Raw genomic sequence first — 26952 nt, 5'->3', positions numbered from 1 at the left:
GGAAACCGATGCGCCTGCGTCACGATGACGGAACGCTCGTTCACCTCGCCTACAACGCAGGCGTCCACCCCGCTGAGGACCTGGAGAACCTCATCGCGCACCTCACCCGATACGCGGTCCCGGTGCGCAAGCGGCTGGGCGTGGAGCGGATGGGGATCGGGCTGTGGCTGTCTCCGAGCGTCGCCGACCACCTCACCGCCGACCGGATCGAGCTCGTACGCCTGCGCCGCTCCCTTGAGGAGCGCGGCCTGGAGGTCGTCAGCCTCAACGGCACCGGCGGCCGCAACCAGGACGTTCCGGGCCCCGACTGGGCCAAGCCCGAGCGCTACCGCTACACGATGGCGCTGGCCAAGATCCTCGCCTTCCTGCTGCCGGAGGACGTCCGGTTCGGCAGCATCTCCACCATCCCCATCGGCTGGCGCCGCGACTGGCCCGCCGACCTGCACTCCATCGCCACCCGCCGGCTCGAGCGGCTGGCCCGCGAGCTGCGCGGCATCTACAGCACGACCGGAAAGACGATCAGGGTCGGGTTCGAGCCGTGGCCGGGGTGTGTGCTGGAGACGACCGAGCAGGCGCTGGAGCGGGTGGGCGGCATCGACTCCGAGCACCTGGGCGTGTGCCTCGACGCCTGCCACCTGGCCTGCGGGGCCGAGGAGCCGGGCGCGGCGCTCAAGGGGCTCGCCGCGGCGGGCGCGCCCGTGGTGAAGCTGGGGCACGTGCACAACCACACCGGCGAGACGCCCAGCACCGGGGCCGTGCTGCACGACACGCTGACCGCCCTGCTGTCGGGGGCCGTGAGCGGGAGCGCGCACATCGAGGTCGAGACCCACAACCTGACCGTGCCCGGCCGGGCCAAGGGGCCTGGCGCGCTGGTGTCGCTGCTGGCCGAGGAGCTGGCCTGGGCGCGGACGAACCTGACCAGCCTGGGGTTGCAGCTGGCCGCCTGATTCGTCTTCGGAGGGCCCGGTCGCTTGTCGGCCGGGCCCTCCGGCGTTCTCAGAGGTTGCCGAACCAGCCGGGGGTGTCCAGGCGCCAGGGGTTGGCGGGGGTCATGGTGCGCAGGTCGGCTTCGAGGGCGCTGAGGCGGTCCTCGCCGAGTTCGGCGGCCCAGCGGGCGCGCAGGGTGTCGAAGATGCGGGCCGAGCGGGTGAGGGCGTCGATGCCGTACGGGGTGAGGCGGACGAGCTTGCGGCGGCTGTCCTGGGGGTCGGCGGTGCGTTCGACGTAGCCGGCGCTCTCCAGGGTGTCGATGGTCTTGCCGGCCGCCTGTTTGGAGACGCCGAGTGCGCGGCCGAGCTCGACGGCGGTGGTGCCGTCAGGGCCGATGGCCTGCATGACGAAGCCGTGCATCGGGCGCAGGGTGGGGTGGCCCTGGCGGGCCAGCTCGGCGTGCAGCTCGTCGATGAACATGCGGAACGCGAGCAGCAGGCGCAGGGGCAGTTCGAAGCCGGGGCTTGACATGATAGACAACCTGGTTAACTATATTCGACAACGTGGTTGCCTAAATCTTAGGGGTGAAGCCTGGTGGCTGTCATAAGAGGCGCGCAGGCGCGCCGGTCGGAGACTCCTGGCGGGGTCATGACGACGTTCGCCTCGCCAGCGCAGGGCGGGGCGGCCCGGTCGATGTGGCGGGTCGACGCGCGGCCCGGTGCCGTGGGGCCGGTGCACGACTTCGATGCTGAGCAGGTGTGGAGCTGGGTCGCCGGGGCGGCGACCGTCGAGCTGGGCGGGCTGACGTACGCGGTCGCCGCCGGGGACACGGTCGTCATGCCGGCCCGTACCGTGCGGCGGGTGCTCGCCGACCCCGACGCCGGCTACAGCGCCGTCGTCACGGCTCCTGCCGGGGCTCGGGCGCTGGCCGCCGATGGTGCCGATTACGGCGTTCCGCCGTGGATCGCGTGAGAGAGGGGATGGCGATGGGTGTGGTCACGGCGTCAGAGGCGCGGCGGGTCGAGACGCCCAACGGGGTGATGACCACGCTCGCCTCGCCGACGCAGGGGCAGGCGGGTGCGGCGGTCTGGCGGGTGGAGGCGCGGCCGGGCATGGTGGGGCCGGTGCACGCGTTCGACGCCGAGCTGGTGTGGACGTGGCTCGACGGGGCCGCGGTGGTGACGCTGGGCGGCGAGCGGCACGAGGTGGGCGCCGGGGACACGATGGTGCTGCCCCCGGACGTCAGCCGGCAGATGGTCGCCGACGCCGAGCGCGGCTTCGTCTCGATCGTGACCGCACCGGCCGGGGCCAAGGTCTACAACTCGGACGGAAAGTCGGAACCCGACGCCTGCGACCTCGCCCCCAAGGACACAGAGCGCCTCGTGCCCCCGTGGGTCCGGTGAGCCCGGTGCGGTCAGCCCGCTGGGAGCGGTGACCCCTGCGGGCGGTCGGTGGAAGACCGGGGTCGACCCGCTGTGCGGTGCGGCCGTGCCAGGGCGGCCGTGCCGGGGCGGTCGTGCCGGGGCGGTCGGGCTGGCCGGTGGGCTCAGGCGTGGGGGAGGCGGTAGGTGCCGTCGTCCAATGCTTCGGCCAGGCCGTCGGTGATGAGGCCGTCCAGGGCGCGTTCGCGCTGGGCGGCGTCGTCCCAGACCGCGTCCAGAGCCGACTTGGGGACCGGGCCGTGGGCGGCGCGGAGGACGGCCAGGAGGCGGCCGCGGCACTGGCGGTCGGTGCCGGCGTACGTCTGGCCCTTGCGGGCGGGGCCGGCGTGCGGCGGCTTGCCGTTCAGGCGCCAGGCACACAGCCCCGTGATCGGGCAGTCGGCGCAGCGGGGGGAGCGGGCCGTGCACACCAGGGCGCCCAGCTCCATGACGGCCACTCCCCACCGGGGAGCGCCCAGCTCGGGCAGCAGGCTCTCGGCGAGCCGGCGTTCGGCGGCCGAGGTGGCGGTGGGCGGATATTCCTCGCCGCGGATCGCCCGCGCGAACACCCGCCGCACGTTGGTGTCCAGCACCGCGTGCCGCCCGCCGTAGGCGAAGCTGGCGACGGCGGCCGCGGTGTACTCGCCGATGCCGGGCAGCGACAGCAGCGTCTCGTGGTCGGAGGGCACCTCGCCGCCGTGCTCGTCGGTGATGGCGCGGGCGCAGGCGTGCAGGCGCAGCGCACGGCGCGGGTAGCCGAGCCGGCCCCAGTGGCGTACGGCCTCGCCTGGCTGCTCGGCGGCCAGCGCCTTGGGAGTGGGCCAGCGGTCCATCCACTCGTGCCAGATGGGCAGGACACGGACGACCGGGGTCTGCTGCAGCATGATCTCGCTGACCAGCACCCCCCACGGTGTCGCGTCGGGGGCGCGCCAGGGGAGGTCCCGGGCGTTGTCCTCGTACCAGTCCAGAACGGGGGTGTGCAGGAGGTTCGGCTCAACCACGCGGTCAAGCGTATTCGTAGATTAAGGCCGTCGGCGTGTCGTCACCCTACGTGGTCGCTCTCTCACCATCCTTGGCGTATGGACCCGGATACTGTGCGTGGCGACGGCGGTGACATCTACTGGCGGCGCCGGATGAGCGTACTGGTGGCAGTGCTCGTCGTGGTGGCCGTGGTGGCCTGGGCGTGCTCCAGTGGCGGCAGCGGGCCGGAGCGGGAGTCCCGTGCCCAGTCGTCACCGAGCGTCAGTGCCACGCCAGCCGTCGATCCGCTGCTCTCGGGCCTGCGTACGCTGGCCATGGGCACCGCGAGCCCGTCGCCCACGCCGACGGCCAGCCCCAAGCCGTCGCCGTCCGCCCGACCCAAGCGACCGGGTGAGCCGTGCGCGGACGAGGACCTCGTCCTCCACCTGCAGGGCGGCGGCAAGGAGCCGATCTACGCGGGCGGCGCGCGGCCGTCGTTCCTGGTGACGCTGGTCAACACGGGTCCGGTGATGTGCACGGCCGACGTGGGGCCGCGGGCCATGGAGGTCCGCATCACCTCGGGCTCCGACCGCATCTGGTCCACGGCCGACTGTGTGAGCGGCGAGGGCACCGACGTCGAGCAACTGCAGCGCGGCGTGCCGTACGTGCGCTCGCTGGAGTGGGACCGGCGGCGCTCCAGCTCCGACTGCCGCGCCACCCCGCCGTCCGCGCTGCCCGGCACGTACGTGGCCATGGTGCGGATGGGCAAGCTCCGCAGCCCGAAGGGCGTCTTCCACCTGCGCTGACCCTGGCTCACGCGCGGTCGTAGCGCGTCACCACCACGCCCTCATCGCAGACCCGCGACTCCGCGAACCGCAGCCCCAGCCGGTCGCCGCCGCGCGGGAACAGCGGCCGGCCGCCGCCCAGCACCACCGGGTGCACGGCGATGTGGTACTCGTCGATGAGCCCCAGCCGCGTCAGCTCTCCGGCCAGGCCCGAGCCGCCTGTCAGCAGCAGGTCGGCGCCTGGCTGCCGCTTGAGGTCGGTGATGCGTTCCGCCAGGTCGGTGCCGATCACTTCGGTGGCCCAGTCGTCGTGCTCGATGGTGGTCGAGGCGACGATCTTCGGGGTGCTGCGCCACAGGGGGGCGAACTTGAGGACGTGGGGGTGGTCGGACATCTTCTCGGCGTTCGGCCAGAAGGCGACCATGCCCTCCCAGACGCCCCGGCCGTACAGGAAGGTGTCGCTGCGCTCGCAGAGCGCCTCGGAGTAGGCCGAAAGCTCCTCGCCCATCATGGGCCAGTCGAACTCGCCGGCGGGGCCGTCGATGTGGCCGTCGATGGAGGTGTGCACCCAGAAGATGAGCTTGCGCATGGTGTCCGGTCCCTTCAGTGGTCGCTGTCGTGAAGGGGTCGGAGCGGATCGGCTGTTCTCGACATGCGGCGGGAAAAATGTTCCGGCCGGAGGGAGGCGTTCCGGCCTGCGGAAACGCGGGGGCGACGGGGTCAGACGTAGCGTTCGAGGATGGAGGACTCGGCGAGGCGGGAGAGGCCCTCGCGGACGCTGCGGGCGCGGGACTCGCCGACCCCGCCCACCGCCTGGAGGTCGTCGATGCTGGCCGCGAGCAGCTTCTGCAGGCTGCCGAAGTGGTTGACCAGCCGGTCGACGACCGTGGCGGGCAGCCTGGGCACCTTGGCGAGCAGGCGGAAGCCGCGCGGGCTGACCGGGCTTTCGAGCTGGTCGGCGCCGCTGTGGCCGAGCACGCGCGCCACCGCCGACAGGTCGAGCAGCTCGCCGGCCGACAGGTGGTCGAGGTCGTGCACGGCCTCCAGCAGGCGGCGCTGGCGGCGGCCGGCCGGGGCCGGGAGGTAGTCGCGGATGACCAGCTCGCGCTCGGAGTCGACGCCGGCCACCAGCTCGTCGAGCTGGAGCGAGAGCAGGCGGCCGTCCGTGCCGAGCTCGACGACGTAGCCCTTGATCTCGTCGGAGATGCGCCTGACCATCTCCAGGCGCTGCGCCACGGCGGCGACGTCGCGCACGGTCACCAGGTCTTCGATCTCCAGCGCCGACAGGGTGCCGGAGACCTCGTCGAGGCGGTGTTTGTAGCGCTCAAGGGTGGCCAGCGCCTGGTTGGCCTTGGACAGGATGGCCGCCGACTCTTCGAGGACGTAGCGGATGCCGTCGAGGTAAAGGGCGATGATCCGCATCGACTTGCTGATCGCGATGATCGGCAGGCCGGTCTGCCGGGCGACGCGCTGCGCGGTGCGGTGGCGGGTGCCCGACTCGTCGGTGGGGATCGAGGGGTCGGGGACGAGGTGGACCGCGGCCCGGACGATCTTGTCGTCGTCGCTCACCACGATGGCGCCGTCCATCTTCGCCAGCTCGCGCAGCCGGGTGGCCGAGAAGTCGACGTCGAGCTCGAAACCGCCGCTGCACAGCTCTTCGACGACACGGTTGTAGCCGAGCACGATCAGCCCGCCGGTCTGCCCGCGCAGGATGCGTTCGAGGCCGTCGCGCAGAGGTGTGCCCGGCGCAACAGCGGCCAGCGCTTCGCGACGGCGGTCGTCAAGACTCCTATCCACCTGACCCCCGTGTCGATCGGTCACCTCAGCTTAGCCGCGCTCAGGTGACGTGTGTGAGTGCGTCCCAGACGTTCTCCGCCTGCACCACCTCGAACCCGGGAGCGAACGCGACCGGCCCGACCGGCACCAGCGCGCGCTGGCCGCCGCGCCTGCGGCCGCCCTCTTCGAGCGATCCGGCGGGCACGAGGGCCCGCTTGAAGCCCAGCCTGGCGGCCTCGGTGAGCCGCCTGCGGACGTCTTTGACCGGACGCAGCTCGCCCGCGAGACCGACCTCGCCGAGCGCCACCAGACCGGCGGGCAGCGGCTTGTCGCCTGCCGCGCTCGCGACGGCCAGCATGACGGACAGATCGACGGCCGGATCGGCCAGCCGGATGCCGCCGACCGTGGCGGTGAAGACGTCGCAGCCGCCGAGCCTGGCGTTGAGCCGCCGCTCCAGCACGGCGAGGATCATCTGCACGCGGTAGGTGTCGAGGCCGGAGGACGTGCGGCGGGGCTGCTGGGCGTCGGTGCGCGCGACCAGCGCCTGCACCTCGGCGGGCAGCGGGCGGGTGCCCTCGACGGTGACGGTGACGCAGGTGCCGGGCACCGGCTCGCTGCGCCGGGAGACGAACAGCCCGCTCGGGTCGGTGATGCCCTCGATGCCGCGCTCGTGCAGGTCGAAGCAGCCGACCTCGTCGGTGGGGCCGAACCGGTTTTTGATCGCGCGGACCATGCGCAGCCGGGAGTGGCGGTCGCCCTCGAAGCTGAGCACCACGTCGACCAGGTGCTCAAGGGTGCGGGGGCCGGCGATGGAGCCCTCTTTGGTGACGTGGCCGACGATGAGCGTGGCCATGTTGCGCTCTTTGGCCAGCCGCACGAGGTTGGCGGCCACCTCGCGCACCTGCGTGACGCCGCCCGGCACGCCCGTGGTCTGGGTGGTGCCGATCGTCTGGACGGAGTCGACCACGAGCAGCTGCGGCTGCACCTTGTCGACGTGGGTGACCAGGGCCGCCAGCTCGGTCTCGGCGGCGAGATAGAGCTGGTCCTGGATCGCGCCGATGCGGTCGGCGCGCAGCCGCACCTGGGCGGCGGACTCCTCGCCCGTGACATAGAGGACGGTGGTGCGCTCGGCGATGCGGGCGGCGGCTTCGAGCAGCAGCGTGGACTTGCCGATGCCGGGCTCGCCCGCCAGCAGCACGACCGCGCCGGGCACCAGGCCGCCGCCGAGCACCCGGTCGAGCTCGCCCACGCCCGTGGTGCGCGCCGCCGCCACCTCGGCCTTGACCTGGCCGATCGGCAGGGCGGGAGCGCTGGTGGCGCCGGCCTGCACGACGGTGGCGCCGCGGGCGCCCTCTTCGTCGACCGTGCCCCACGCCTGGCACTCGCCGCACCTGCCCACCCACTTGGGGGTGCGCCAGCCGCACTCGGCACAGCGGTATCCGGGCTTCTGGGCTGTCTTGGCCATGAGGAGCAGGCTAGCGCCCGGGGGCGACAATCCCGCCCGTACGGATCAGGACAGGCCGAGCTCGGCCTCCAGCAGGCGCTTCGGCTTGGCGCCCACGATCTGCTTGACCGGCTCGCCGCCCTCGAACAGCAGCATCGTCGGCACGGCCAGCACGCCATAGCGGACCATGATCTCGGGGTTCTCGTCGGTGTTGAGCTTGCCGACCGTCAGCCCGTGCTCGGCCTCGATCTGCTCGAGTACGGGACCCACCATCCGGCACGGACCGCACCACTCGGCCCAGAACTCGACCAGCACCGGCTTGTCGTTCCTGAGCACCTGCTCCTCGTAGTTCTCGGTGGTCAGCTTGATCATCTTCATCCCCTCACGAAGCAACCTGGGCAGGACTGGGCGAGCTGGGCGGCCACCTCGGCGCGCCGGGCGAGCAGCACCCGGATCTCCTGGTCGATCTCGCTGAGCTTGCGCTCGTAGACCTCGACCGACTCGGCGCACGAGCCCCCTGAGCTGTGGCCACGGCGCAGGCAGTCGACGAACGGCCGCGTCTCCTCCAGCGTGAAGCCGATCTGGAGCAGCGCGCGGATCTCGGAGACGAGCCTGACGTCGTCCTCGGTGTAGGTCCGGTAGCCGTTGGACGCCCGCCGGGCGTGGAGCAGGCCGTTCTTCTCGTAGTAGCGGAGGGAGCGGGTGCTCACTCCGGTGCGTTCCGCCAGCTCACCGATGCGCATGCGGCCAGGCTAAACGTTGACATCGGCGTCAATGTCAAGCGCTCAGAAGAAGCGCCAGCGCAGCACGTTGGGGTAGGCCAGCTCAAGGCCGGGCGTCTCGGCGATGGCCTGCTCGGCCACCTCGGGGGCGAACTCGATGCGCAGCACCGCCTCCAGGTCGGCCCTGCGCTGGAAGACCATCCTGAGGTCGAGCGGCCTGCGCTGCCAGCCGTGACGGTCCCAGAACGCCTCGACCTCGCGGGCGGAGTAGGTCGGCACCGTACGCGAGAACCACCGCCCGAACGGCCCCCGCGTCGCGTCGAGGTCCACCACGAACGCGGCGCCGCCCCTGCGGACCACCCGCGACAGCTCGCGCAGCCCCGGCTCGCACCCCGGCCCGAAGAAGTACGCCCACCGCGCCATGGCGACGTCCACCCCGGCGTCGGGCAGCGGCAGGTCCTGGGCCGCTGCGGCGTGCACGGTCACGTTGGGCAGCCCTGAGCAGCGGCGGCGGGCAAGCGCGGCGAGGTCGCCGTGCGGCTCGACGCCGATCACCCGCGCCGCTTCCGCGGCCAGGATCGGCAGGTGGTAGCCGGTGCCGCAGCCGATGTCGAGCACGGTGGCGCCGGCCCAGGGACGCAGTGCGCGCATCGCGGCGTCGGCGGCGCCGTCGGGGTCGGCCGCGCGGTTCTCCAGCTCGTAGATCTGGGGCGTGTTCCAGATGTTGGGGCTGGGGATTGCGCCCTTCGCGATCCGTGGCATGCGTCCCACGCTAGGGCCTTTCTTGCACTCCACCGGACGGGGCAGAAGGGCCTGACGCGCCAGATCGGCTTCTCCGGCTTAGGCTGGCTACGTGGCTGATGTCATCCGCGTGCCCAATGCGAAGATCGCATTGTCCACTGCTTCGGTATATCCGGAACGCACTCCCGACGCGTTCGAGCTCGCCGCCCGCCTGGGCTATGACGGCGTGGAGATCATGGTCGGGGCCGATCCCGTGAGCCAGGACATCGACGTGATCGAGCGCCTGTCCGATCACTACGAGATCCCCGTCCTGGCCATCCACGCGCCCTGCCTGCTGGTCACGCAGCGGGTGTGGGGGCGCGACCCCTGGGCCAAGCTGGTCAAGGCACAGAAGGCGGCCGAACGGCTCGGCGCGTCGACGGTCGTGGTCCACCCGCCGTTCCGCTGGCAGCGCGACTACGCGCGCGACTTCGAGAACGGGCTGGCCAGGATGCGCGACGAGACCGACATCACGTTCGCGGTGGAGAACATGTTCCCGCTGCGTGCCAGGGGCAACGACGTGGTGCCTTACTCGCCTGACTGGAATCCCATCGACTACGACTTCCCCCAGGTCACGCTCGACCTGTCGCACACCGCCGTGTCCGGCTCCGACGCCATGGAGATGGCGACCAAGCTCGGCGACCGGCTCGCGCACCTGCACCTCGCCGACGGGCTCGGCGTGACCAACAAGGACGAGCACCTCGTGCCGGGCAGGGGCAACCAGCCGTGCGCGCCGATGCTGGAGCGGCTGGCCGGCAACGGCTACTCCGGGCTGGTGGTCCTCGAGATCAACACCAGGAAGGCCGCCAGCCGCACCGAGCGCATCGACGACCTGGCGGAGGGCCTGGCCTTCGCCCGGCTGCACCTGGCGGCGTCAACATGAGCGGGCCGCTCAAGGATCTGGCACGGACGTTCGACCGGGTGGCCGACGCCTACGACGAGGGGCGGCCCGGCTATCCCGACGAGGTCTACCGCGCGATGACGGAGGTGTCGGGCGTCGAGCTCGACGGCGCCACCACGGTCGACGTGGGGGCCGGCACCGGCATCATGACGCGGGCGCTGCGGGCGCGCGGCTCGCGGGTGATCGCGGTCGATCCCGGCGAGCCGATGCTGGGCCACCTGGTCGCCAAGGCGGCGGCCGAAGCCGGGCCGGAGGCCCGCCCGGCGCCCGGGGCGGACGGCGGGCGGAAGCCCGAGGCGCAGGCCGGCGTGAGCGGTGGGGCGAGGGTGCCGCTCGCGGCGGTGCTGGGTGACGGGAACGCGCTGCCGCTGACCGACGGCGTGGCCGACCTGGTGACGTACGCGCAGTCGTGGCACTGGCTCGACCCCGCGGTCTCCATCGCCGAGGCGCGGCGGGTGCTGCGCCCCGGCGGCGCGATCGTCGGCTGCTGGAACTTCAACCACGCCGCCCAGGCCGACTGGCTGGCCGCCTACGAGACCAGGCTGGCCGAGGAGGTGCCCACCTACTACGGCCCGGCGGTCGAGGAGTGGTCGGTGCCGCCGATCGCGTCGGCGTTCGAGGTGGTGGGGGAGCGCTGGATCCCGTGGACGCGGCTGGTCGGCATCGAGCACTTCCTGCTCGACCTGCGCTCCCACTCGTACATGGCGGCGCTGTCGCCGGAGCGGGCCGACGAGGTGGTGGGCCGGCGGCGGGCGGAGCTGCGGGCGGCGTTCCCCGAGGGCGTGCTGTCGGTGCCGATGCGGGTCTATCTGGCGGTGGGCCGGTGAGGCGCTGCCGGCCGGGCGGGGTGCCGCGATGACCAATCAGCGGCGGCGGCCGGGGCGCAGGCCGGGCTCGGCCGACACGCGCGGGGAGATCCTGGCGGCGGCGCGGAAGGTGTTCGCGGAGAAGGGGTTCGACAAGGCGACCGTACGCGGCATCGCGCGGGAGGCCGGCGTCGATCCCGCGCTCGTGCACCACTATTTCGCCACGAAGGAGGGCATGTTCGTGGCGGCCCTGCGGCTGCCGGTCACGCCGGAGGAGGTGATCCCGCTCCTGCTGGAGGGGCCGCGCGAGGAGATCGGGACGCGGCTGGTGCGCATGCTGCTGCGGGTGACGTCCGAGCCGGAGACGCGCGAGCCGATGGTGGCGCTGCTGCGCTCGGCGATGACCCACGAGCAGTCGGCCACGATGTTCCGCGAGTTCATCTCGAACGCGCTGCTCTACCAGGTGGCCGACCGGCTGGGGGTGCCGCATCTGCGGGTGGAGGCGGCCTTCGCGCAGATGTTCGGCGTGATCCTCGCTCGTTACGTGCTCAAGCTGGAGCCCCTGGCGAGTGCGAGTCACGATGAGCTGGTCGAGCTGCTGGGGCCGACGGTTCAGCGCTACTTCTGCGGGTAGAGCATTGTTCTAGAATGGGCGATGACCTTAGGGTATGTCGCGTGAGCCAGTAAAGTTACTCGTGGGTAGGATTGTGGCACATGCCTGCGCAGCGGGTGACCGTACGCTGACAGCCAACGTCGTCTGTGGGAGGACCCGTGCTCTGGGTAGCCGTCATCGGGCTCGTCATGACCGTCGCGGCGGTGGCCGTCGCCGGCCGGAGGGTGCTGTTCCTGTACAAGCTCGCGACCGTGGGCCCACCGGCGCCCGAGCGCACCGAGTACGCCAGGACCCACGTGGGCGACGAGATCAAGGCCCAGCTCGTCGAGGTGTTCGGGCAGAAGAAGCTGCTGAAGTGGACGCCGTCGGGCGTCGCGCACTTCTTCGTCATGTGGGCGTTCTTCATCCTGCTGACCGTCTACATCGAGGCGTACGGCGCGATCATCCAGGGCGCGATCACCGGCACTCCTGACTTCCACATCCCGCTCATCGGCACCTGGGCGGTGCTGGGCTTCCTCCAGGACTTCATCGCGGTGGCCTGCGTGCTCGGCCTGGTCGCCTTCGCGATCATCCGCGTGCGCAACTCGCCGAAGCAGCTCGGCCGCGGCTCGCGCTTCTCCGGCTCGCACCTGGGCGGCGCCTGGCTGGTCCTGTTCATGATCTTCAACATCATCTGGACCCTCTTCCTGGCCAGGGGCGCCGCCGCGGCCAACGGCAACCTGCCCTACTCCTCCGGCGCGTTCGTCTCGCTCGCGCTCGGTGACGTGCTGCCGCAGAGCGCGCTGCTGGAGGAGATCGCGCTGCTCCTGCACATCGGCTTCATGCTGGTGTTCCTGGTCATCGTGGTCAACTCCAAGCACCTGCACATCTTCACCGCCCCGCTCAACGTGCTGTTCTCCCGCCGCCCCGACGGGCTGGGCGGCGCGCCCGAGCTGCGCATCGACGGCAAGCCGGTCGACTTCGAGGACGAGGACCTCGACCCCGAGCGGCTCGGCCGCGGCAAGATCGCCGACACCACGTGGAAGGGCTTCCTCGACTTCTACTCCTGCACCGAGTGCGGTCGCTGCCAGTCGCAGTGCCCGGCGTGGAACACCGACAAGCCGCTGTCGCCGAAGATGCTCATCCTCGACCAGCGCGACCACGCCTTCGCGGTGGCCCCCTACCTGATGGCCGCCCAGAACGGCGTCGAGCACAAGGACACCGACGTGCTCGCGCTGCTGGAGAAGCCGCTGGTCGGCGAAGAGGGCGTCATCCACCCCGACGTGCTGTGGTCGTGCACCAACTGCGGCGCCTGCGTCGAGCAGTGCCCGGTGGACATCGAGCACATCGACCACATCCTCGACATGCGCCGCTACCAGGTGATGGTGGAGTCGTCGTTCCCGTCCGAGGCGGGGGTGATGGTGAAGAACCTGGAGAACAAGGGCAACCCGTGGGGCATGTCCGAGATGAAGCGGGCCGACTGGATCGGCGAGCTCGACTTCGAGGTCGAGGTCGTCGAGGACAAGATGCCCGAGGACGCCGAATACCTGTTCTGGGTGGGCTGCGCGGGCGCGCTGGAGGACCGGGCGAAGAAGACCACCAAGGCCGTGGCGGAGCTGCTGCACATCGCGGGCGTCAAGTTCGCGGTGCTCGGCCCGATGGAGGCGTGCTCCGGCGACCCGGCGCGGCGGCTGGGCATGGAATATGTGTTCAACGCGCTCGCCCAGCAGAACATCGAGACGCTCAACGAGGCGGGCGTCAAGAAGATCGTGGCCACCTGCCCCCACTGCTTCAACACGCTGGCCAACGAATATCCGCAGCTCGGCGGCACGTACGAGGTCGTGCACCACACCCAGCTGCTGGCCAAGCTGGTCGACGAGGGCCTGCTGACCCCGATCACCCCGATCGAGGAGAAGATCACCTACCACGACCCGTGCTTCCTCGGCCGCCACAACAAGGTCTACTCCCAGCCGCGCGACATCATGGCGAAGGTGCCCGGCGTGCAGACCCAGGAGATGCACCGTCACAAGGACCGGGGCTTCTGCTGCGGCGCCGGCGGCGCGCGGATGTGGATGGAGGAGCGCATCGGCAAGCGCATCAACACCGAGCGCGTGGACGAGGCGCTGACCACGAATCCCGACACGGTCTCGACCGCGTGCCCGTTCTGCATGGTGATGCTCGGTGACGCGATCAACGAGAAGAAGAACAACGGCGAGGCCAAGGAATCGCTGGAGGTCGTGGACGTCGCCCAGCTCCTGATCAAGTCCGTCAAGAGCGCGTCCTGACCGTAACATGTCGGACTCCTCCACATGTGATGTGGAGGAGTCGCATGTCATCGCATGTGACAGGAAGAAATCTGGCATCCACATAACGGGAAAATCACGGTAACCTCAACGTCGCATGGCTCTATTCGACGGGGAGGGGGCTCAGGATGGGCGTCGTCGTCACGGACGCCGAAGTCACCCTGGCCGACGTGTTCTCCCTGCGACTCGCCATCGACGAGCCACTGGGCGAAGGCACCGAACTCGTTCTCCGGCATCGCACCACGGGGGTGGAACGCGACGTGCTGCTCGGCACGCCAGGCGCGCGGGCTCGTGAGGCCACCCTGGCCGTCTCGCTGGAGCCGCTGCAGCTGACCGCCGGCCGGTGGGACGCCTACCTGCGCCACGAGGGCAGGCGCAGCAGGCTGCGCAGCGTCGATCCCGGCTTCTCGCTCGACCACCTCGACGCGTACGCGCTGTGCCGCCGCACCCTCGCCTACCGCTCCTACCGCACCCGCAACGGCTATCTGGCGCTGAAGATCTCCGAGGCCGAGCCGGTGGCCGAGGTGCGCTCGATCTGGTTCAGGGAGGGCCGCTTCGAGGTGATGGGGCTGCTGGCCTACACCGGCCTGGAGGACGACGACTCCCGCCACGAGGCGGTGCTGACCCTCGACCGCAGGCAGACCGGCGCCCGCCTGACGGCCACGGCGACCGTGCAGGGGGTGCGCTTCCACGCGGCCGTGTCGCTGGTGGACGTGCTCGCCGCCGACCCGGAGGGCGCGGCGGGCTCCGGCACGTGGGAGCCCGCGCTCCAGGTCGCCGACGTGCCCACGGCGCTGAGGCTCGGCTCGCGGCTCGACGACGTGGACGGCAAACGGCGCCGCCTGCACTACCCGTCGGCCAGGGTCGACGGGGTGCTCATCAAACCCTGCTACACCGCCGACGACGAGCTGCGGATCGAGGTCGGTGGATGAGGATCAGCCTGGTGCTCGCCTCCGCGTACGGCATGCGGGGAGATGTGCGCGCCATGCTGAACCTGGCCACCGCGCTGGCCGAACGCCATGACGTCGAGGTGATCAGCGTCAGGCGGCAGAAGGAGAAACCGTTCTTCCCCGTCAGTCCCAAGGTCGCCCTGCGCAGCGTCGTGGACGCCCGCCCCGGAGTGCGTCACCTGCTGCCACGGGGTCAGGTCCGCACGGAGGTCGCGCTCTGGCGGGTGCTGCGCAACCTCAGGTCCGACGTGCTGATCACCACCAGGCCGGGCATCGGCGTGCAGGCGGCCAGGCACGCGCCGCGCGAGACCATCAAGATCGCCCGTGAGTGGGGCAGGCCGGTCGTCCCAGGCCCCGTCAAGCGCTTCTATCCGCGACTGAGCGCCGTCGTGACGGCCACGGAGTCGGCGCAGGAGGAGTGGACGAGGCTGCTGGACGGCGGCCCCGCCGTGCACAGCGTGCTGGACGCGCTGCCGGGCGGCCCGTGGCCGCGCTCGCGGATGGACAACAGGATCGTGGCCGCAGGGGGCCGGTGGACGCCGGTGAAGGCGTACGACCGGCTGATCCGGGCGTTCGCGATCGTCGCCGACAAGCGGCCCGACTGGCGGCTGCGGCTCTACGGCGCGGGCCCCGAGGAGCGGCTGCTGCGCTCGCTGGTGCGCGAGCTCAACCTGCACAACCACGTCTACTTCATGGGCACCACCCCCGACCTCGCGGGCGAGTTCGCCAAGGCGTCGATCGTGGCCAGCACGGCGCGCAGCGAGGACCTCGGCATGGCGGTGCTGGAGGCGATGGGCTGCGGGGTGCCCGTGGTGGCCTACGAGGGCGCGAGGGGGCCCAGGGAGTTCGTGGCGACGGGCTACAACGGGGTGCTGGTGCCCGAGGGCGACCCGCCGATGTTCGCGGCGGCGCTGCTGGCGCTGATCGACGACGAGCGCCGGCGGCGGTCGCTCGCGGCGGGCGCGCGCGACACGGCGCTGCGGCACTCGGCCGACGAGGTCGTCGAGCAGTGGGAGAAGCTCATCGCGGGACTGCGCTAGCACCCCGGGGTGATACCTCTTACGGGTACCGTAGAAGCATGCATGGGTACAGCGGAGACAAGCAGGCATATCTCACGCGCCTACGGCGGATCGAGGGGCAGATCAGGGGCCTGCAGCGCATGGTCGACGACGACGCTTACTGCATCGACGTGCTGACCCAGGTCTCCGCGGCGACCAGGGCCCTGCAGGCGGTGGCGCTGGGGCTGCTGGAGGAGCACATCTCCCACTGCGTGGCCGACGCCATCAACACCGGCGGGCCCGAGGCCGAGGCGAAGGTCAAGGAGGCGTCGGCGGCCATCGCGCGGCTCGTCCGGTCGTGACCCAGGAGCGCCGGACACGGCTCGTGCGGTCGTGACGCGAGCCCTCGCGCAGTCGTAAGAAGATCGCGGGGACTCATCCGTGAGGTGGATAGTCCAGCGATGGATTGACTAGTTATGTGAAACCCCGGAAACCGGTGTTCCCGACCCCATTGGGCCGGGAACTAGGTCCCCGGGGCTAGTAATCGTGTTGCTTCTTCAGCGGCTCGCCGAAGTCCGCAATCCGAGCGCGTCGTCGAGTTCGTCCAAGGTCAGCCGCCGCTCGCTGACAGCCACGGCCGTGAGCACCTCGGCGTAGAGCGCAATCTCGTCCAACGCGACACGGTCGTGGACCCGAGAGTCCAGGTCGTCGTGCCCCACCGCGTCGTCCTTCCTTCCGCAGCCCACACCCTCTACGAGGTTACGGCGCGGGCCCTTCCGGCGACATGGCCCATCGGAGTCATTCCTTTCGTCGCCTCGGGGCCCCCAGGAGGATCATTTCCCGAACCCGAGATCACAATTCAGCTAAATGCCTGTTATCGGAAGTGTTAGAACGATAGAGCCGAGGTAAGGTGGAAATAGCGGTATTAGTGGTTTACGTGTGACCTGTGTGGTGATGGTCGTCGCGTTCATGGACGATCCTGCGCACCAGCGCCGTCTGACCCGCCAGCCCGCGCTCGGGCATCTTGGCCCCCGTCAGCCGCTCCCACGCCTGCCCCGTCGCGTACGCGGCCCCCAGCACCGCCGCCGCGCTCGCCCGGTCGGGCGGCGCCACCTCCAGCACCGGCGCGGGCGCCACCGACACGCCGCCGCGCACCGGGAAGCCCTCCGGCTCGGTCGCCTCGCCGGCCGAGGTGCCCGTCAGGCCCGCGCGGCGCAGCTCCTCGTACGCCATCCGCAGCCGGTGATCCAGCCGCCCCGGCAGCGCGCCCTTTGAGTCGGACAGGTCGGCCAGGAACGCGGCCGCCGCCTCCCGGGGGTCGGGCATGAAGGAAAGGGCGTCCACGAGGTCGTACAGGGCGTGGGAGAAGTGCTCGTCGAGGTCGTTCTCGACCAGCAGCGCCCGGCACAGCCGGGCCGGGCAGCGCTCCAGCCACGCCTGCCGCAGCGCGGCGTCGTCGTCGTACGGTTCGCCGATCTCGGCCTGGCGCAGCATCGGTTCCACCATCGTGAGCAGCGCCAGCGCGCGCGGCCTGAACCGGGTGTCGAGCAGCAGGATCTGCGCGGCGTCCGCCATGACGGCGGCCAGCCTGAGCGCCGCGCGCGGCCGTCCTGCCCGCAGCCGCTCGGCCACCAGCGTGGCGAGGTCGAGCAGCGGCGGCGCGGGCAGCCAGCGCACCCACTCGTCACCGGGCAGCGGGCGGCACAGGTATTCGCCGAAGACCGTGATCAGCCGCTCGTTGCCGTCGAAGGCGGGCGCGTACGCGCACCACATGACCGTGCCCCACACGGCTGCGACCGTGCTCGGCACGTCGGAGGCGAAGATCTCGCCGAAGGCCGTCAGCGGGTAGTCGAGCTCGGACTTGGTGCCGGAGGCGCGGACGAGCCGCCTGACCTGCTCGGTGAGGCCCTCGGGCACGTCGGGGCCGATGAACGACTGCGTGGAGCCGGGCTCGGCGTGGAAGTCGTAGCCGTGCGGCACCACGGCGTCGGGCAGCACCGCGGCGGTATGGCCGACCCTGCGGGCGCGCAGCCGCCGGGGCGGCGGCGCGAGGAGCCAGCGGCCGTCGGCGGGGTCGTGCAGGTGCCAGCGCGCGTGCGCGCCGAACAGCCACCGGTCGCCGTCGGGCGTCACCAGAATCCTGGCCGCGAGGACGTGGGCGCGATCGGGGACGGACAGACCCTGCCAGCGCGGGTCCGCGACCATCGCGCGGACCTCCGCCTCCGTGGCGGTGAACGCATCCCAGGGTGGCACGGCGGTCATCGTACTGGGGGAACGTGGATCATCCATTGGCATTTCACGGCAGAATGGCCGCTATGAGGGCGAAGGTTGCGGGTTTTGTGGCGGTCGTCAGCGTGCTCTCCAGCTGCGGTACGGAGGCGCCGGCGCAGCCGACGCTCTCAGGGCCGGGAGTTCTCACGCTACAGAACGCCACCGCGCCGGCGCCCGGCGGGGAGGTGGGCGGCGCGTCGGCCGAGTTCGACGACGCGGCCGACCTGACCATGTGGACCAAGCTGAGCGACGCCGAGAAGGACGTCGACAGGATCGCCAAGCTCGACGTGAACAAGACCGTGAAGGGCTCGATGTACCTGGAGCCCAAGACCTCCGCCTGGTTCGACGGCTTCCGCGGCCCCTTCGTCTATCAGGAGCTGGCGGGCGACATCGTCATGCACGCCAAGGTCAAGGTCAGCGGCAAGAGCGGCGGGCGGCCGAAGCGGCTGTTCTCGCTCGGCGGGCTGATGGCCAGGCAGCCCGGCTCGTACGCCAAGCCCAACTGGGTGTCGGTGACCACCGGCACCGGCGAGAAGAGCGGCCAGGTCGAGGTGAAGTACACCCAGGACGGCAGCTCCAAGCCGAAGGAGCTGGCCGTCAAGGACGGCTGGGTCGAGCTGGTGCTCGGCCGGGTCGGCCGGGTGTTCGTCGCCCTCTACAAGGAGGAGGGCGGCGCGTGGAAGGTGGGTCAGCGCTGGCCCTCGGCGCTGCCCGACGTGCTGCAGTGGGGGGTGACGGCCTACAGCGACTGGGACAGCTACAGCACGCTCAAGCAGGACCCCGCCAAGGGCAACGCCAAGCAGGTCAAGGGCACGCCCGACCTCAAGCTCAGCGTCGACTTCGTCCGCTTCCTGCGGCCCGAGCTGCCGGAGTACGCCGACCCGCTCAACGAGGCGTCGGTCTCGGACGAGGTGCTGGTCAAAGTGATGACGCCTGCCGGTGCCTGATCGCCTTGGCCTGGTAGTTGTCGGGAGTACGGGCGAAGGAGGCGCGGTCGTCGTCGGTCAGCTCGCGCACGATCTTGCCGGGCACGCCGGCGACCAGCACCCCCGACGGGATCTTCTTGCCGGGGCCCACCAGCGCTCCTGCCGCCACCAGCGTGCCCGCGCCGATCCTGGCGCCGCCGAGGACGATCGCGCCGATGCCGATCAGCGCGCCGCGCTCGACGTGCGCGCCGTGCACCATGGCCTTATGGCCAAGGCTCACCCGGTCTTCGAGTATCGCCGGCTCGCCGGGGTCGGAATGCAGGCACGACAGGTCCTGTACGTTGCACTCCTCGCCGATCTCGATCCGCTCGTCGTCCCCTCGGAGAACGGAGCCGTACCAGATGCTGGACGCCCGGCCGATGCGTACGCGGCCGACCACGACGGCGCCGGGCGCGATGTACGCATCGGGATGTATGTCCGGGGTCGCGCCGTCATCCAACGCTGCTATGTACATTCGAGGCATCTTATTTCCTGGTCGGGGTATGGCGTTCGGGTTGCGGACGTGGGCCGATGGCAGGAAAGTCGTTTCCTGACGTCTCGTCGCCAGACCCTCACAACCCGCAGTTTTCCCCCGCCTCACGCAAACCCTTAGGTAACCCCCATGATGAACCAGCACGAGAACTTTCCCGATCTGATGCAAGAGGACACCTTCGAGGTCGTCATGCGCGGCTACAACCGCCGCCAGGTCCACGACTACATGATGCGCACCCGTAACCAGATACGGGATCTCGAGGAGCGGCTGGCGCGGGCCATCGAGCAGGCGGAACAGGGCCGGATCGAGCTGGCCGAGGCTCGGCGGCGGATGGTCGAGACCCCGCAGAGCTATGAGGACCTGAGCCCGCGGCTCGCGCAGATCCTCCGGCTCGGAGAGGAGGAGGCCCAGGCCAAGCGGGAGGACGCCGAGGCCGAGGCCACCCGGGTGCGCGAGGAGGCCAAGACCGAGTCCGACCGGCTGGTCACCACCTCACGCGAGACCGCCGACAAGATCCTCACCTCCGCCCAGGCCGAGGCGGAGCGCCGGGTGAGCGAGGCGACCCAGGCCGCCGAGCGCATGCTGGCGCAGGCGGGCAGCGACGCCGAGGAGCAGCTGACCGCGGCCCGTACGGAGTCGGAGGAGACGCTGACCGGCGCGCGGGCCGAGGCCGAGCGGCTGGTCACCACCGCCCGCGAGGAGTCCGAGCAGCTTCTCGCCTCGGCCCAGGCGCAGGCCGAGCAGATCGTGTCGGGCGCGCGGGCCGAGGCCGACGCGTTGCTGACCGCCGCCCAGCAGCGGGCGGCCTCGATCGACGAGCAGGCGGGCCGCCGGGTCGACTACCTGAGCAACACGCACACGGAGGTCGTGCGGCGGCTCACCGAGATCAGCTCGGTGCTCGGCGACCTCATGCAGGCCGAGTCGAACGCCGGGCCGCTGGTGCCGGAGGCCCAGGCCCCCACAACGGCTCCCACAGCGGCTTCCACTGGGGCTCCCGCCGGGGCCCCCGCGCCCGCGCAGGAGCATGGGGACCCGGAGCTCACGCAGGACGTCAGGAGCCAGCAGGACCCGGAGCTCACGCAGGACGTCGAGGTCCCGCAGGACGACGTGCGGGTCATCGTCGAGGACGAGACGGAGCCGGCCGTCAAGGAAGAGCCCAAGGACGTCTCGGACGACACGGACGTGCACATCGTGCGCGTGCCCGACTCCAGGGCGCGCAACTAGGCCGCTGGGAGCGGAAGCCCCCGCCCCCGATAGGGTCGGAGGCTTCCGCGTTCGTGGCCCCTCCTGATTTGGGGGCCCGGTACCGGGGCCGCCGAGACGCTGGACCCGGCACCGGGCTGCTCGTGTGCGCGAGGTGGCGTGACGCTCCGCCGTCTCGCGTCATGGAGGTGCGGGGCCGGCCCCCCAGACCTCTTGCTCGCCGGCCCGCCTCTCCTGATCCCTGAGCTGCTCGCGCAGCCCTTCCGGGTCGTCCGCGTCGATGGTCATCGCACATCCGGCCTCGCGCTGCGCCGCGCTCAGCGGATGGTGTCTCGTGGCCCACCAGCGGCCCGCGTCGCTCCGCCAGATGGTCCAGTGGGGGTGCTCCCGGGCGATCTCGGCGAGATGCCGATCAAAGGACATCGCTGTCCACCTTCCCGGGCCCCAGGCGAGGTTCCATCTCTTAAGAAGATGCGCCACCTCTCTAGAGAATTCAATGATCGCGAGGGACAGGTCAACCTATCGCTTGACAGATCGCCTTGAATCAGGCGTCGAAGTCGTACTGAAGTACATACGCGGCCGAGTCCAGGATCATCTCGTTGAGCTCGATGGGCAGCCCGCCCGACGTGTACGCGGTCCGCGCGATCACGATGACCGGCGTGCCGCCCGGCAGGTCGAGCAGGCCGCTCTCGCGGGGCTGGGGCATGCGGGCGCGTACCTCCTCGGTGAAGTGGGCGGGGGGCAGGCCGAGGTCGCCGAGCCTGGCGTAGACGCCGCCGGGCCCGGTGTCGGCGCGGGTGATCGCACTGCCCTCGACCAGGTGGGCGGGGAAGTAGGAGGTGGCCAGCTGCACGGGCCTGGCGTCCACCGAGTAGCGCCGCCTGCGCACCCACACCTGGTCGCTGTCCAGCACGGCGGAGACCTCCTCCGCGGCGCGTTCCAACGCCACCTCCACCCCGTCCACGGTGAACGGTCGCCCGCGTGCGTCCGCGTCCCAGATGGCCCGGCCCTGACCCCACTGCTCCCGCGACAGGCGGCGTGCGCCGTGCCTGCGGATCGGTTTGAACAGCCGCACGTAAACCCCCGAACCTCGTTTGGGCACCGCCAGACCTTCGTTGATCAGTACGGCAAGCGCCTGCCTGGCGGTGGCTCGTGCGATTGCGTAATCGGCCATCAGTGCGTTCTCGCCCGGTAGTCGGTCCCCGTCGCGCAGTTCGCCGGCAAGAATCCGGGCGCGGAGACCGTCGGCGATGCGTCGATAGATAGGGGGCTCGTGGGGTACCGGGGATTCAGACAACTTTGATCACCCTCTGTCACCAACCAGGTTGTGGCGTCTCCAGAGAACTTGCCCCGTCTTGTCCACGATCGCACAGATGCAAGCGATGGTCGCGGGCGGATTTTGAGCGGATCGTGCCCGAGTGGTGAATTCCGCAGCGTTTTAGCAGACCGTTACCGTGGAACGGTCCCGGCCGGTATTCGATCGGCCCACCAGCGGCGAGTAACCAAAGAGAAGATCGCGGCGCCGGTCGCGTTGAGGATGACGTCGTCCACGGAGGAGAAGCGGCCGAGCCGAAGCGCGTACTGGAGCACTTCGACCATGACCGAAAAGGTCGCCGCGAGGGCCGCAACCCTGGCCGTGGAGGACATCGCGCGGCTGCGTACGGGCAGTAGCGCGCCCAGTGCGGCGAAGGCCAGCAGATTGCCCCCGACCTGCACGAACACCTCGTCCCATGGCGCGCCGGCCAGGTCGGCGAGGTCGCTGAACGGCACCAGCGCCACGCCGCTCGCGCCGCTTGCGGGGGTGAGGATCATCCCTATCCATGGAGCGGTCCCCACGGCGATGCCGACGTCGGCGATCGAGACGCGCAGGGGCGCGGGGTGGCCGGCGCGGACGCGATGGCGGGCGAGCAGCACGATTGCTAGCAAGGCGAGGGGAAGTGCAATAGTGCCAGCAATAATGACATTTCCCCACAATTCCCACGTCCGCGCCATTTGACCATGATGGCGATGATCTAGGGGTACCGGAAGATGTCCATTCGGACAGGTCTCACCGGACGGGCAGCTGCCGATCGAGGAAGTCGAGCGCCACCGCCCATGCACGCTCCGCAGCCTCGGGATGGTGGAACATCGGCGCCTCGCTGTTGTGGAAGGCGTGCCCCGCCTCCTCCTCGATGTGCATCACCACGTTCGGGCGCGACCGCGCCGCCTCCTCCACCACGGCCACCCGGTCACGCGAGATGAACGGATCGGCACCGCCGAACACCAGTAGCAGTGGCGCGTCGATCCGCTCCATCAGCCCGGTCGACTCCGGCACGGCCGAGCCGTAAAAGGACAGCACCGCCGCCAGGCCGACCTTGGTGGCCAGCATGAACGCGACCGTGCCGCCGAGGCAGAAGCCCAGCGCGCCGACCCCGCCGCGCACCTCGGGCATGGCGCGCAGATGCGCCACCGTGAGCGCGCAGTCGGCCACCCCCTGCGGCAGGTCGAAGTCGCGGGCCAGCTCGATCGACGCCGCCGTGCCCTCCTCCGTGTGCTCGCCGCGCCAGTGCGGCCTGATGCGCCAGAACAGGTCGGGAGCGGCCACCACGTAACCCCTGGAGGCCAGCTCGCCGGCGACCTTCTCGATGTAGGGGCCGACGCCGTAGATCTCCTGGATGAGCAGGATGCCGGGCCCGCTGCCGGTCTCCGGCAGCCAGGTCCGTACGTCGAAGGTGCCGTCGTGGGCGGTGATCCGATCGGTGCGGGTCTGCATGTTCACCAGCATCGCGCATGGCGCCCGCCGCGATCCGGCGAGACGATGCGATCGGTGGGTCCGTGTCGTCCGCGTACCCGATCCCTACCGGAGAGCGAGGGAGAGATGAGGAGAGTGTGGTGCTGACCCATTTCATCGGTGGCGGACCGGTGGCCGCGGGCCTGGGCTTCCCCGTCCACGACCCCGTCACCGGCACCGTGGTCAGGCACGTCCACGAGGCCGACCCCGAGGTGGTCGACCGGGCGGTACGCGCGGCAAGGGAGGCTTCGCGCGACTGGGCGGCGATGCCCGTCGGTGAGCGGGCCGGGTGGATGCGCCGCCTGGCCGAGGGCATCGAGGAGCGCTTCGACGACCTGGTGGCGGCCGAGGTCGCCGACACCGGCAACCCGCTCGACCAGACCCGTACGCTCGACGTCCCGCGCGGCATCGCCAACTTCCGCGCCTTCGCCGAGATGGCCGCCCAGCGCCCCGAGGACGCCTTCCACCTGTCCGGCACCTTCAGCTACACCGTGCGCAGGCCGCTCGGCGTGGTCGCCGCGATCATCCCGTGGAACCTGCCGTTCCTGCTCATGACCTGGAAGCTCGCGCCCGCCCTCGTCTCCGGCAACACCGTGGTCGTCAAGCCGTCGGAGCACACGCCGGGCTCGGCGGCGATCTTCGCGGAGATCTGCGCCGCCGCGGGCCTGCCGCCCGGCGTGGTGAACATCATCTTCGGCCACGGGCCGGCGGGCCAGCTCCTGGTCGAGCACCCGGACGTGAACGCGGTGACGTTCACCGGCTCCACCAGGACCGGCTCGGCGATCATGCGGACCGCGGCCCAGCGGGTCAAGCCGATCTCGTTCGAGCTGGGCGGCAAGAACGCCGGGCTGGTCTTCGAGGACTGCGACCTCGACAGGGCCGTCGAGGGCACGGTGAGGTCGGTTTTCACCAACGGCGGCCAGGTCTGCCTGTGCACCGAGCGCGTGTACGTCCAGCGCTCGATCTTCGAGGAGTTCTGCGCCCGCCTGGCCGCCCGCGCCCAGGAGGTCGAGCCGCAGCCGATGATCTCCGCCGCGCACCGCGACAAAGTGCTGTCCTACTACGCCCTGGCCCGCTCGGAGGGAGCCAAGGTGCTGACGGGCGGCGGCGTGCCGGTGTTCGGCGACCACCGCGACGGCGGTTATTTCGTCGAACCGACGGTAGTGGCAGGCTTGTCGGAATGGTCGAGGTTCAACCGGGAGGAGATCTTCGGTCCCGTGTGTCACGTCGCGCCCTTCGACAGCGAGGCCGAGGCGATCGACCTGGCCAACTCCAGCGAGTACGGCCTGGCCGCCACGGTCTGGACGGACGGCCTGGACCGCGCGCACCGCGTCGCCCAGTGCCTTGAGGCCGGGCTGGTCTGGGTCAACACCTGGTACGTACGCGACCTGCGGACCCCGTTCGGCGGCGCGAAGCTGTCGGGCATCGGCAGGGAGGGCGGCACCCGGTCACTCGACTTCTACTCAGAACCCACCACGATCACCATCAAACTGGAGCAGCCCGATGCATGACGAATGGTCCCAGGCAGTGGACGCGCACGCCCAGGCGGCCGACCGGCTGGCGGAGGCGGCGCGTACGGGCAAGCCCTGCGCACCGATCAGGGACCTGGTCAGCACGCAGGCCGACGGGTACGCCGTCCAGGAGATCCACACCAGGCGGGCGCTCGGCGCGGGCCGCCGGCTGGTCGGCAGGAAGATCGGCGTCACCAACCGGGTGCTCCAGGAGCGCTTCGGGATCGACCAGCCCGACTTCGGCATGTTGTTCGCCGACACGTCCTACTGCGACGGGCTGCCGATCCCGTACGAGCGGTTCCTGCAGCCGCGCGCCGAGGCAGAGGTGGCGCTGGTGCTCGGCGCCGACCTGACCGGCGGTCCTTTCACCGTGGCCGACGTGATCAGGGCGGTGGACTTCGCGCTGCCCGCGATCGAGATCGCCGACTCCCGGATCGCCGACTGGGACATCACCCTGGCCGACACCATCGCCGACAACGCCTCGGCGGGTGCGTTCGTGCTGGGCGGCACGCCGGTCCCGCTGAGCGGGCTCGACCTGCGGGCGGCCGGGATGACGATGACGCGCGGCGGCACGGAGGTCTCGACCGGCTCCGGCGAGCTGTGCCTCGGCCACCCGCTCAACGCCGCCGTCTGGCTGGCCACCCGGCTCGGCCGCACCGAGTTCGCGCTGCGGGCCGGCGACGTGGTGCTGACCGGCGCGCTCGGCCCGATCGTGCCGGTCGAGCCGGGCGACGTGTTCGAGGCGAGCATCGAGGGGCTCGGCTCGGTACGGGCGGTGTTCGGCAAGTGAGACCGCCGCCCAAGGCCATCCGGGTGCCCGGCAAGGCCATGCCACGAGGCCGGTTCCCGCACGTCAAGCGGGCCGGCGACTTCCTGTACGTGTCGGGTACGAGCTGCCGCAGGCCCGACGACAGCTTCGTCGGCGTCGAGGTGGACAGGTACGGCGCCACCAGCCTCGACATCCGCGCCCAGACCAGGGCGGTCATCGAGAACGTCGGCGACATCCTGAAGGCCGCGGGCGGGTCGCTGGCCGACCTGGTGCAGATCACCACGTACTTGGTCAACATGAACGACTTCAAGGGCTACAACGAGGTCTACGCCGAGTTCTTCGACGAGGAGGGGCCCACCAGGACGACGGTCGCGGTGCACCAGCTCCCGCATCCCCACCTGCTGATCGAGATGCAGGCGGTGGCCTACCACCCCCAGGAGCGGGCGTGAGCTGAAGGGAGCCTCCCCATGCGCGTCCCTGTGCTGGGGCTGCCGGTGGCCGGTTTCCTGGTGCTCATGGCGGCCGGCTGCGGCGGCGCGGTGCCGCCGCCCGACGGTGACGAGCGGCCGGTCGAGGTCGGCGCGATCATCACGCAGACCGGCGTGTACGCGGCGCTCGGCGACGAGATGGAGACCGCCATGCGCCTCTATCTGGACGAGCACGGCGGGCGTCTGGGCGGGCGGCCCGCCCGGCTGGTCGTGGCCGACGACGCGGGCAGCCCCGACCGGGCCAGGCAGGAGGCCAGGCGGCTGATCGAGGACGGCGCCGACGTCCTCACCGGCCTGGTCTCCTCACCGGTCGCGGTGGCGGTCGCCGACGAAGCAGGTGAGGCGACGGGTCCCGTGCCGGTGGTCGTGGCGAACGCCGGCGCCGACGAGCTGACCGGCCCGCACGTCTTCCGCGTCTCCTACACCAACCACGAGCACGGCCGCGCGGCCGGCCGGTACGCCGCCGAGCGGTACGCGGGCCGGGCCGTGGTGCTCATGGCCTCCGACTACCAGGCCGGCGTCGAGACACTCAGGGGCTTCACGGCGGGCTACGGCGCCGAGCCGCTGGCCCGCGTCATGACGCCGCCCGGCACGGTCACCGGCTTCGAGGAGCACTTCGCCCGCGTCCCGGCGGAGGCCGAGCTGCTGTTCGCCTTCTACGCGGGCGGCGAGGCGGTGGCGTTCGCGCGGGCGTACAAGCAGCTCGGGTACGACGCCAAGGTGCCGCTGCTGGCCTGCATGAACCTGACCGACGAGGACGTGCTGCGCGCGATCGGCCCGGATGCCGAGGGCATCACGAGCGTCGGCATGTACGCCCCCAGCCTCGGCAACCCGGACAACGCCGCCTTCGTCGCCCGCTGGCGGGCCAGGACGGGACGGAACCCGTCGGCGGTGGCGCTGCAGGGCTGGGACGCGATGCGGGTCGTCGACGCCGCGCTGGCGAGGGGCGGCGACCTGGCGCGGCGGCTGGGGGAGTTGGGCGAGCTGGCGGGGCCGCGCGGCCCGTTCCGGCTGAACGATCAGCACGATCCGGTGCAGAACTGGTACGCCCGCAAGTATCAGAATGGGGTGAACAGCGTCATAGCCACCATTCCGCCATGAATTAGGAGCGACC

General features: G+C 70.9%; 32 protein-coding genes. 17 read left to right on the top strand and 15 right to left on the bottom strand.

The window, feature by feature from the left end:
• Positions 1 to 8 precede the first annotated feature (8 nt).
• Positions 9 to 947 carry a TIM barrel protein gene (locus tag AB0K28_RS10365; RefSeq protein ID WP_364367609.1) on the top strand — a complete coding sequence of 313 codons (939 nt, stop codon included), beginning with the start codon at positions 9 to 11 and terminating at the stop codon, positions 945 to 947.
• Positions 948 to 996: 49 nt separating this feature from the next.
• Here the strand turns inward: AB0K28_RS10365 and AB0K28_RS10360 are convergent, their stop codons facing one another.
• A complete protein-coding gene (locus AB0K28_RS10360; protein WP_364367606.1) occupies positions 997 to 1461 on the bottom strand; it encodes a MarR family winged helix-turn-helix transcriptional regulator in 465 nt (154 codons plus the stop codon).
• Between the two features lie 63 nt (positions 1462 to 1524).
• Between AB0K28_RS10360 and AB0K28_RS10355 the strand changes: the two genes are divergently transcribed.
• Entirely contained in the window at positions 1525 to 1902 is a 378-nt protein-coding gene (locus AB0K28_RS10355; RefSeq protein WP_364367603.1) for a cupin, read from the top strand.
• Positions 1903 to 1916: 14 nt separating this feature from the next.
• Positions 1917 to 2333: an AraC family ligand binding domain-containing protein gene (locus AB0K28_RS10350; protein WP_364367600.1), complete on the top strand. Its 417-nt coding sequence runs from the start codon at positions 1917 to 1919 to the stop codon at positions 2331 to 2333.
• A gap of 143 nt (positions 2334 to 2476) precedes the next feature.
• Here AB0K28_RS10350 and AB0K28_RS10345 read toward each other — a convergent pair whose 3' ends face one another.
• Complete coding sequence (locus AB0K28_RS10345; protein WP_364367597.1) at positions 2477 to 3352, bottom strand: A/G-specific adenine glycosylase; 876 nt, start codon at positions 3350 to 3352, stop codon at positions 2477 to 2479.
• A 78-nt stretch (positions 3353 to 3430) separates the two neighbouring features.
• On the opposite strand from AB0K28_RS10345, the gene AB0K28_RS10340 reads away from it, so the two are divergent.
• The gene (locus tag AB0K28_RS10340; protein WP_364367594.1) at positions 3431 to 4117 is read left to right on the top strand and encodes a hypothetical protein; all 687 of its coding nucleotides are present in this window, start codon (positions 3431 to 3433) and stop codon (positions 4115 to 4117) included.
• A 7-nt stretch (positions 4118 to 4124) separates the two neighbouring features.
• Here AB0K28_RS10340 and AB0K28_RS10335 read toward each other — a convergent pair whose 3' ends face one another.
• From AB0K28_RS10335 to AB0K28_RS10310, 6 genes are all read right to left on the bottom strand, one after another.
• A complete protein-coding gene (locus tag AB0K28_RS10335; RefSeq protein WP_364367591.1) occupies positions 4125 to 4685 on the bottom strand; it encodes a dihydrofolate reductase family protein in 561 nt (186 codons plus the stop codon).
• Between the two features lie 131 nt (positions 4686 to 4816).
• Entirely contained in the window at positions 4817 to 5893 is a 1077-nt protein-coding gene (gene disA, locus AB0K28_RS10330; RefSeq protein ID WP_345392320.1) for a DNA integrity scanning diadenylate cyclase DisA, read from the bottom strand.
• A gap of 40 nt (positions 5894 to 5933) precedes the next feature.
• Positions 5934 to 7337 (bottom strand): DNA repair protein RadA, encoded by a 1404-nt coding sequence (gene radA, locus AB0K28_RS10325; RefSeq protein WP_364367588.1) that lies wholly within the window; start codon positions 7335 to 7337, stop codon positions 5934 to 5936.
• A 45-nt stretch (positions 7338 to 7382) separates the two neighbouring features.
• The gene (gene trxA, locus AB0K28_RS10320) at positions 7383 to 7694 is read right to left on the bottom strand and encodes a thioredoxin (protein ID WP_364367585.1); all 312 of its coding nucleotides are present in this window, start codon (positions 7692 to 7694) and stop codon (positions 7383 to 7385) included.
• Positions 7691 to 8059, bottom strand: coding sequence for a MerR family transcriptional regulator (locus AB0K28_RS10315; protein ID WP_355412580.1), 369 nt, complete (start codon positions 8057 to 8059; stop codon positions 7691 to 7693). Before AB0K28_RS10315 ends, trxA begins: the two co-directional genes overlap by 4 nt.
• A 42-nt stretch (positions 8060 to 8101) precedes the next feature.
• Positions 8102 to 8800, bottom strand: a complete 699-nt coding sequence (locus tag AB0K28_RS10310) for a class I SAM-dependent methyltransferase (protein WP_345392311.1) — start codon at positions 8798 to 8800, stop codon at positions 8102 to 8104.
• 91 nt (positions 8801 to 8891) lie between these two features.
• Here AB0K28_RS10310 and AB0K28_RS10305 point away from each other — a divergent pair, with 91 nt between their 5' ends.
• From AB0K28_RS10305 to AB0K28_RS10275, 7 genes are all read left to right on the top strand, one after another.
• Positions 8892 to 9701 (top strand): sugar phosphate isomerase/epimerase, encoded by an 810-nt coding sequence (locus AB0K28_RS10305; RefSeq protein WP_364367581.1) that lies wholly within the window; start codon positions 8892 to 8894, stop codon positions 9699 to 9701.
• The gene (locus tag AB0K28_RS10300) at positions 9698 to 10546 is read left to right on the top strand and encodes a class I SAM-dependent methyltransferase (protein WP_364367578.1); all 849 of its coding nucleotides are present in this window, start codon (positions 9698 to 9700) and stop codon (positions 10544 to 10546) included. The genes AB0K28_RS10305 and AB0K28_RS10300 overlap by 4 nt, the downstream gene beginning before the upstream one ends.
• Before the next feature lie 28 nt (positions 10547 to 10574).
• On the top strand, positions 10575 to 11159 hold the full coding sequence (locus AB0K28_RS10295) for a TetR family transcriptional regulator (RefSeq protein ID WP_364367575.1): 585 nt from the start codon (positions 10575 to 10577) through the stop codon (positions 11157 to 11159).
• A gap of 137 nt (positions 11160 to 11296) precedes the next feature.
• Positions 11297 to 13402 carry a (Fe-S)-binding protein gene (locus tag AB0K28_RS10290; RefSeq protein WP_364367572.1) on the top strand — a complete coding sequence of 702 codons (2106 nt, stop codon included), beginning with the start codon at positions 11297 to 11299 and terminating at the stop codon, positions 13400 to 13402.
• 146 nt (positions 13403 to 13548) lie between these two features.
• Positions 13549 to 14352, top strand: coding sequence for a hypothetical protein (locus AB0K28_RS10285; protein ID WP_345392305.1), 804 nt, complete (start codon positions 13549 to 13551; stop codon positions 14350 to 14352).
• A complete protein-coding gene (locus AB0K28_RS10280) occupies positions 14349 to 15410 on the top strand; it encodes a glycosyltransferase (protein ID WP_364367569.1) in 1062 nt (353 codons plus the stop codon). The genes AB0K28_RS10285 and AB0K28_RS10280 overlap by 4 nt, the downstream gene beginning before the upstream one ends.
• A gap of 38 nt (positions 15411 to 15448) precedes the next feature.
• A complete protein-coding gene (locus AB0K28_RS10275; protein ID WP_080044376.1) occupies positions 15449 to 15730 on the top strand; it encodes a metal-sensitive transcriptional regulator in 282 nt (93 codons plus the stop codon).
• Between the two features lie 195 nt (positions 15731 to 15925).
• Here AB0K28_RS10275 and AB0K28_RS10270 read toward each other — a convergent pair whose 3' ends face one another.
• Positions 15926 to 16087 (bottom strand): hypothetical protein, encoded by a 162-nt coding sequence (locus tag AB0K28_RS10270; RefSeq protein WP_020540796.1) that lies wholly within the window; start codon positions 16085 to 16087, stop codon positions 15926 to 15928.
• Positions 16088 to 16301: 214 nt separating this feature from the next.
• Positions 16302 to 17630 (bottom strand): hypothetical protein, encoded by a 1329-nt coding sequence (locus tag AB0K28_RS10265; RefSeq protein WP_364367566.1) that lies wholly within the window; start codon positions 17628 to 17630, stop codon positions 16302 to 16304.
• A 53-nt stretch (positions 17631 to 17683) separates the two neighbouring features.
• On the opposite strand from AB0K28_RS10265, the gene AB0K28_RS10260 reads away from it, so the two are divergent.
• Positions 17684 to 18586, top strand: a complete 903-nt coding sequence (locus AB0K28_RS10260) for a hypothetical protein (RefSeq protein ID WP_364367563.1) — start codon at positions 17684 to 17686, stop codon at positions 18584 to 18586.
• On the opposite strand, the gene AB0K28_RS10255 is transcribed toward AB0K28_RS10260, so the two are convergent.
• On the bottom strand, positions 18558 to 19088 hold the full coding sequence (locus AB0K28_RS10255) for a gamma carbonic anhydrase family protein (protein WP_364367560.1): 531 nt from the start codon (positions 19086 to 19088) through the stop codon (positions 18558 to 18560). The two genes, AB0K28_RS10260 and AB0K28_RS10255, sit on opposite strands and share 29 nt — an antisense overlap.
• Before the next feature lie 138 nt (positions 19089 to 19226).
• Between AB0K28_RS10255 and AB0K28_RS10250 the strand changes: the two genes are divergently transcribed.
• Positions 19227 to 20321: a hypothetical protein gene (locus tag AB0K28_RS10250; RefSeq protein WP_364367557.1), complete on the top strand. Its 1095-nt coding sequence runs from the start codon at positions 19227 to 19229 to the stop codon at positions 20319 to 20321.
• A 159-nt stretch (positions 20322 to 20480) separates the two neighbouring features.
• On the opposite strand, the gene AB0K28_RS10245 is transcribed toward AB0K28_RS10250, so the two are convergent.
• The 4 genes from AB0K28_RS10245 to AB0K28_RS10230 all read right to left on the bottom strand — a co-directional run bounded on the left by AB0K28_RS10245 (position 20481) and on the right by AB0K28_RS10230 (position 23052).
• A complete protein-coding gene (locus AB0K28_RS10245; RefSeq protein WP_364367554.1) occupies positions 20481 to 20723 on the bottom strand; it encodes a hypothetical protein in 243 nt (80 codons plus the stop codon).
• A 121-nt stretch (positions 20724 to 20844) separates the two neighbouring features.
• The gene (locus AB0K28_RS10240; RefSeq protein ID WP_364367551.1) at positions 20845 to 21597 is read right to left on the bottom strand and encodes a GntR family transcriptional regulator; all 753 of its coding nucleotides are present in this window, start codon (positions 21595 to 21597) and stop codon (positions 20845 to 20847) included.
• 152 nt (positions 21598 to 21749) lie between these two features.
• Complete coding sequence (locus AB0K28_RS10235; RefSeq protein ID WP_364367548.1) at positions 21750 to 22292, bottom strand: VanZ family protein; 543 nt, start codon at positions 22290 to 22292, stop codon at positions 21750 to 21752.
• A gap of 55 nt (positions 22293 to 22347) precedes the next feature.
• A complete protein-coding gene (locus AB0K28_RS10230) occupies positions 22348 to 23052 on the bottom strand; it encodes a dienelactone hydrolase family protein (RefSeq protein ID WP_364367545.1) in 705 nt (234 codons plus the stop codon).
• A gap of 119 nt (positions 23053 to 23171) precedes the next feature.
• Between AB0K28_RS10230 and AB0K28_RS10225 the strand changes: the two genes are divergently transcribed.
• The 4 genes from AB0K28_RS10225 to AB0K28_RS10210 are packed head-to-tail and all read left to right on the top strand — an operon-like array spanning position 23172 to position 26939.
• Complete coding sequence (locus tag AB0K28_RS10225) at positions 23172 to 24581, top strand: aldehyde dehydrogenase family protein (protein ID WP_364367542.1); 1410 nt, start codon at positions 23172 to 23174, stop codon at positions 24579 to 24581.
• On the top strand, positions 24574 to 25371 hold the full coding sequence (locus AB0K28_RS10220; RefSeq protein WP_364367539.1) for a fumarylacetoacetate hydrolase family protein: 798 nt from the start codon (positions 24574 to 24576) through the stop codon (positions 25369 to 25371). Before AB0K28_RS10225 ends, AB0K28_RS10220 begins: the two co-directional genes overlap by 8 nt.
• Positions 25368 to 25799 carry a RidA family protein gene (locus AB0K28_RS10215; RefSeq protein ID WP_345392278.1) on the top strand — a complete coding sequence of 144 codons (432 nt, stop codon included), beginning with the start codon at positions 25368 to 25370 and terminating at the stop codon, positions 25797 to 25799. Before AB0K28_RS10220 ends, AB0K28_RS10215 begins: the two co-directional genes overlap by 4 nt.
• Positions 25800 to 25817: 18 nt before the next feature.
• Complete coding sequence (locus AB0K28_RS10210; RefSeq protein ID WP_364367536.1) at positions 25818 to 26939, top strand: ABC transporter substrate-binding protein; 1122 nt, start codon at positions 25818 to 25820, stop codon at positions 26937 to 26939.
• Positions 26940 to 26952 lie beyond the last annotated feature (13 nt).

It is taken from the genome of Nonomuraea sp. NPDC049504, from assembly GCF_040676845.1.
Classification (GTDB): Bacteria; Actinomycetota; Actinomycetes; order Streptosporangiales; family Streptosporangiaceae; genus Nonomuraea; species Nonomuraea salmonea.
Note: the sequence above shows the minus strand (reverse complement) of the source record. Positions and strands in the feature narration are given on the sequence as shown.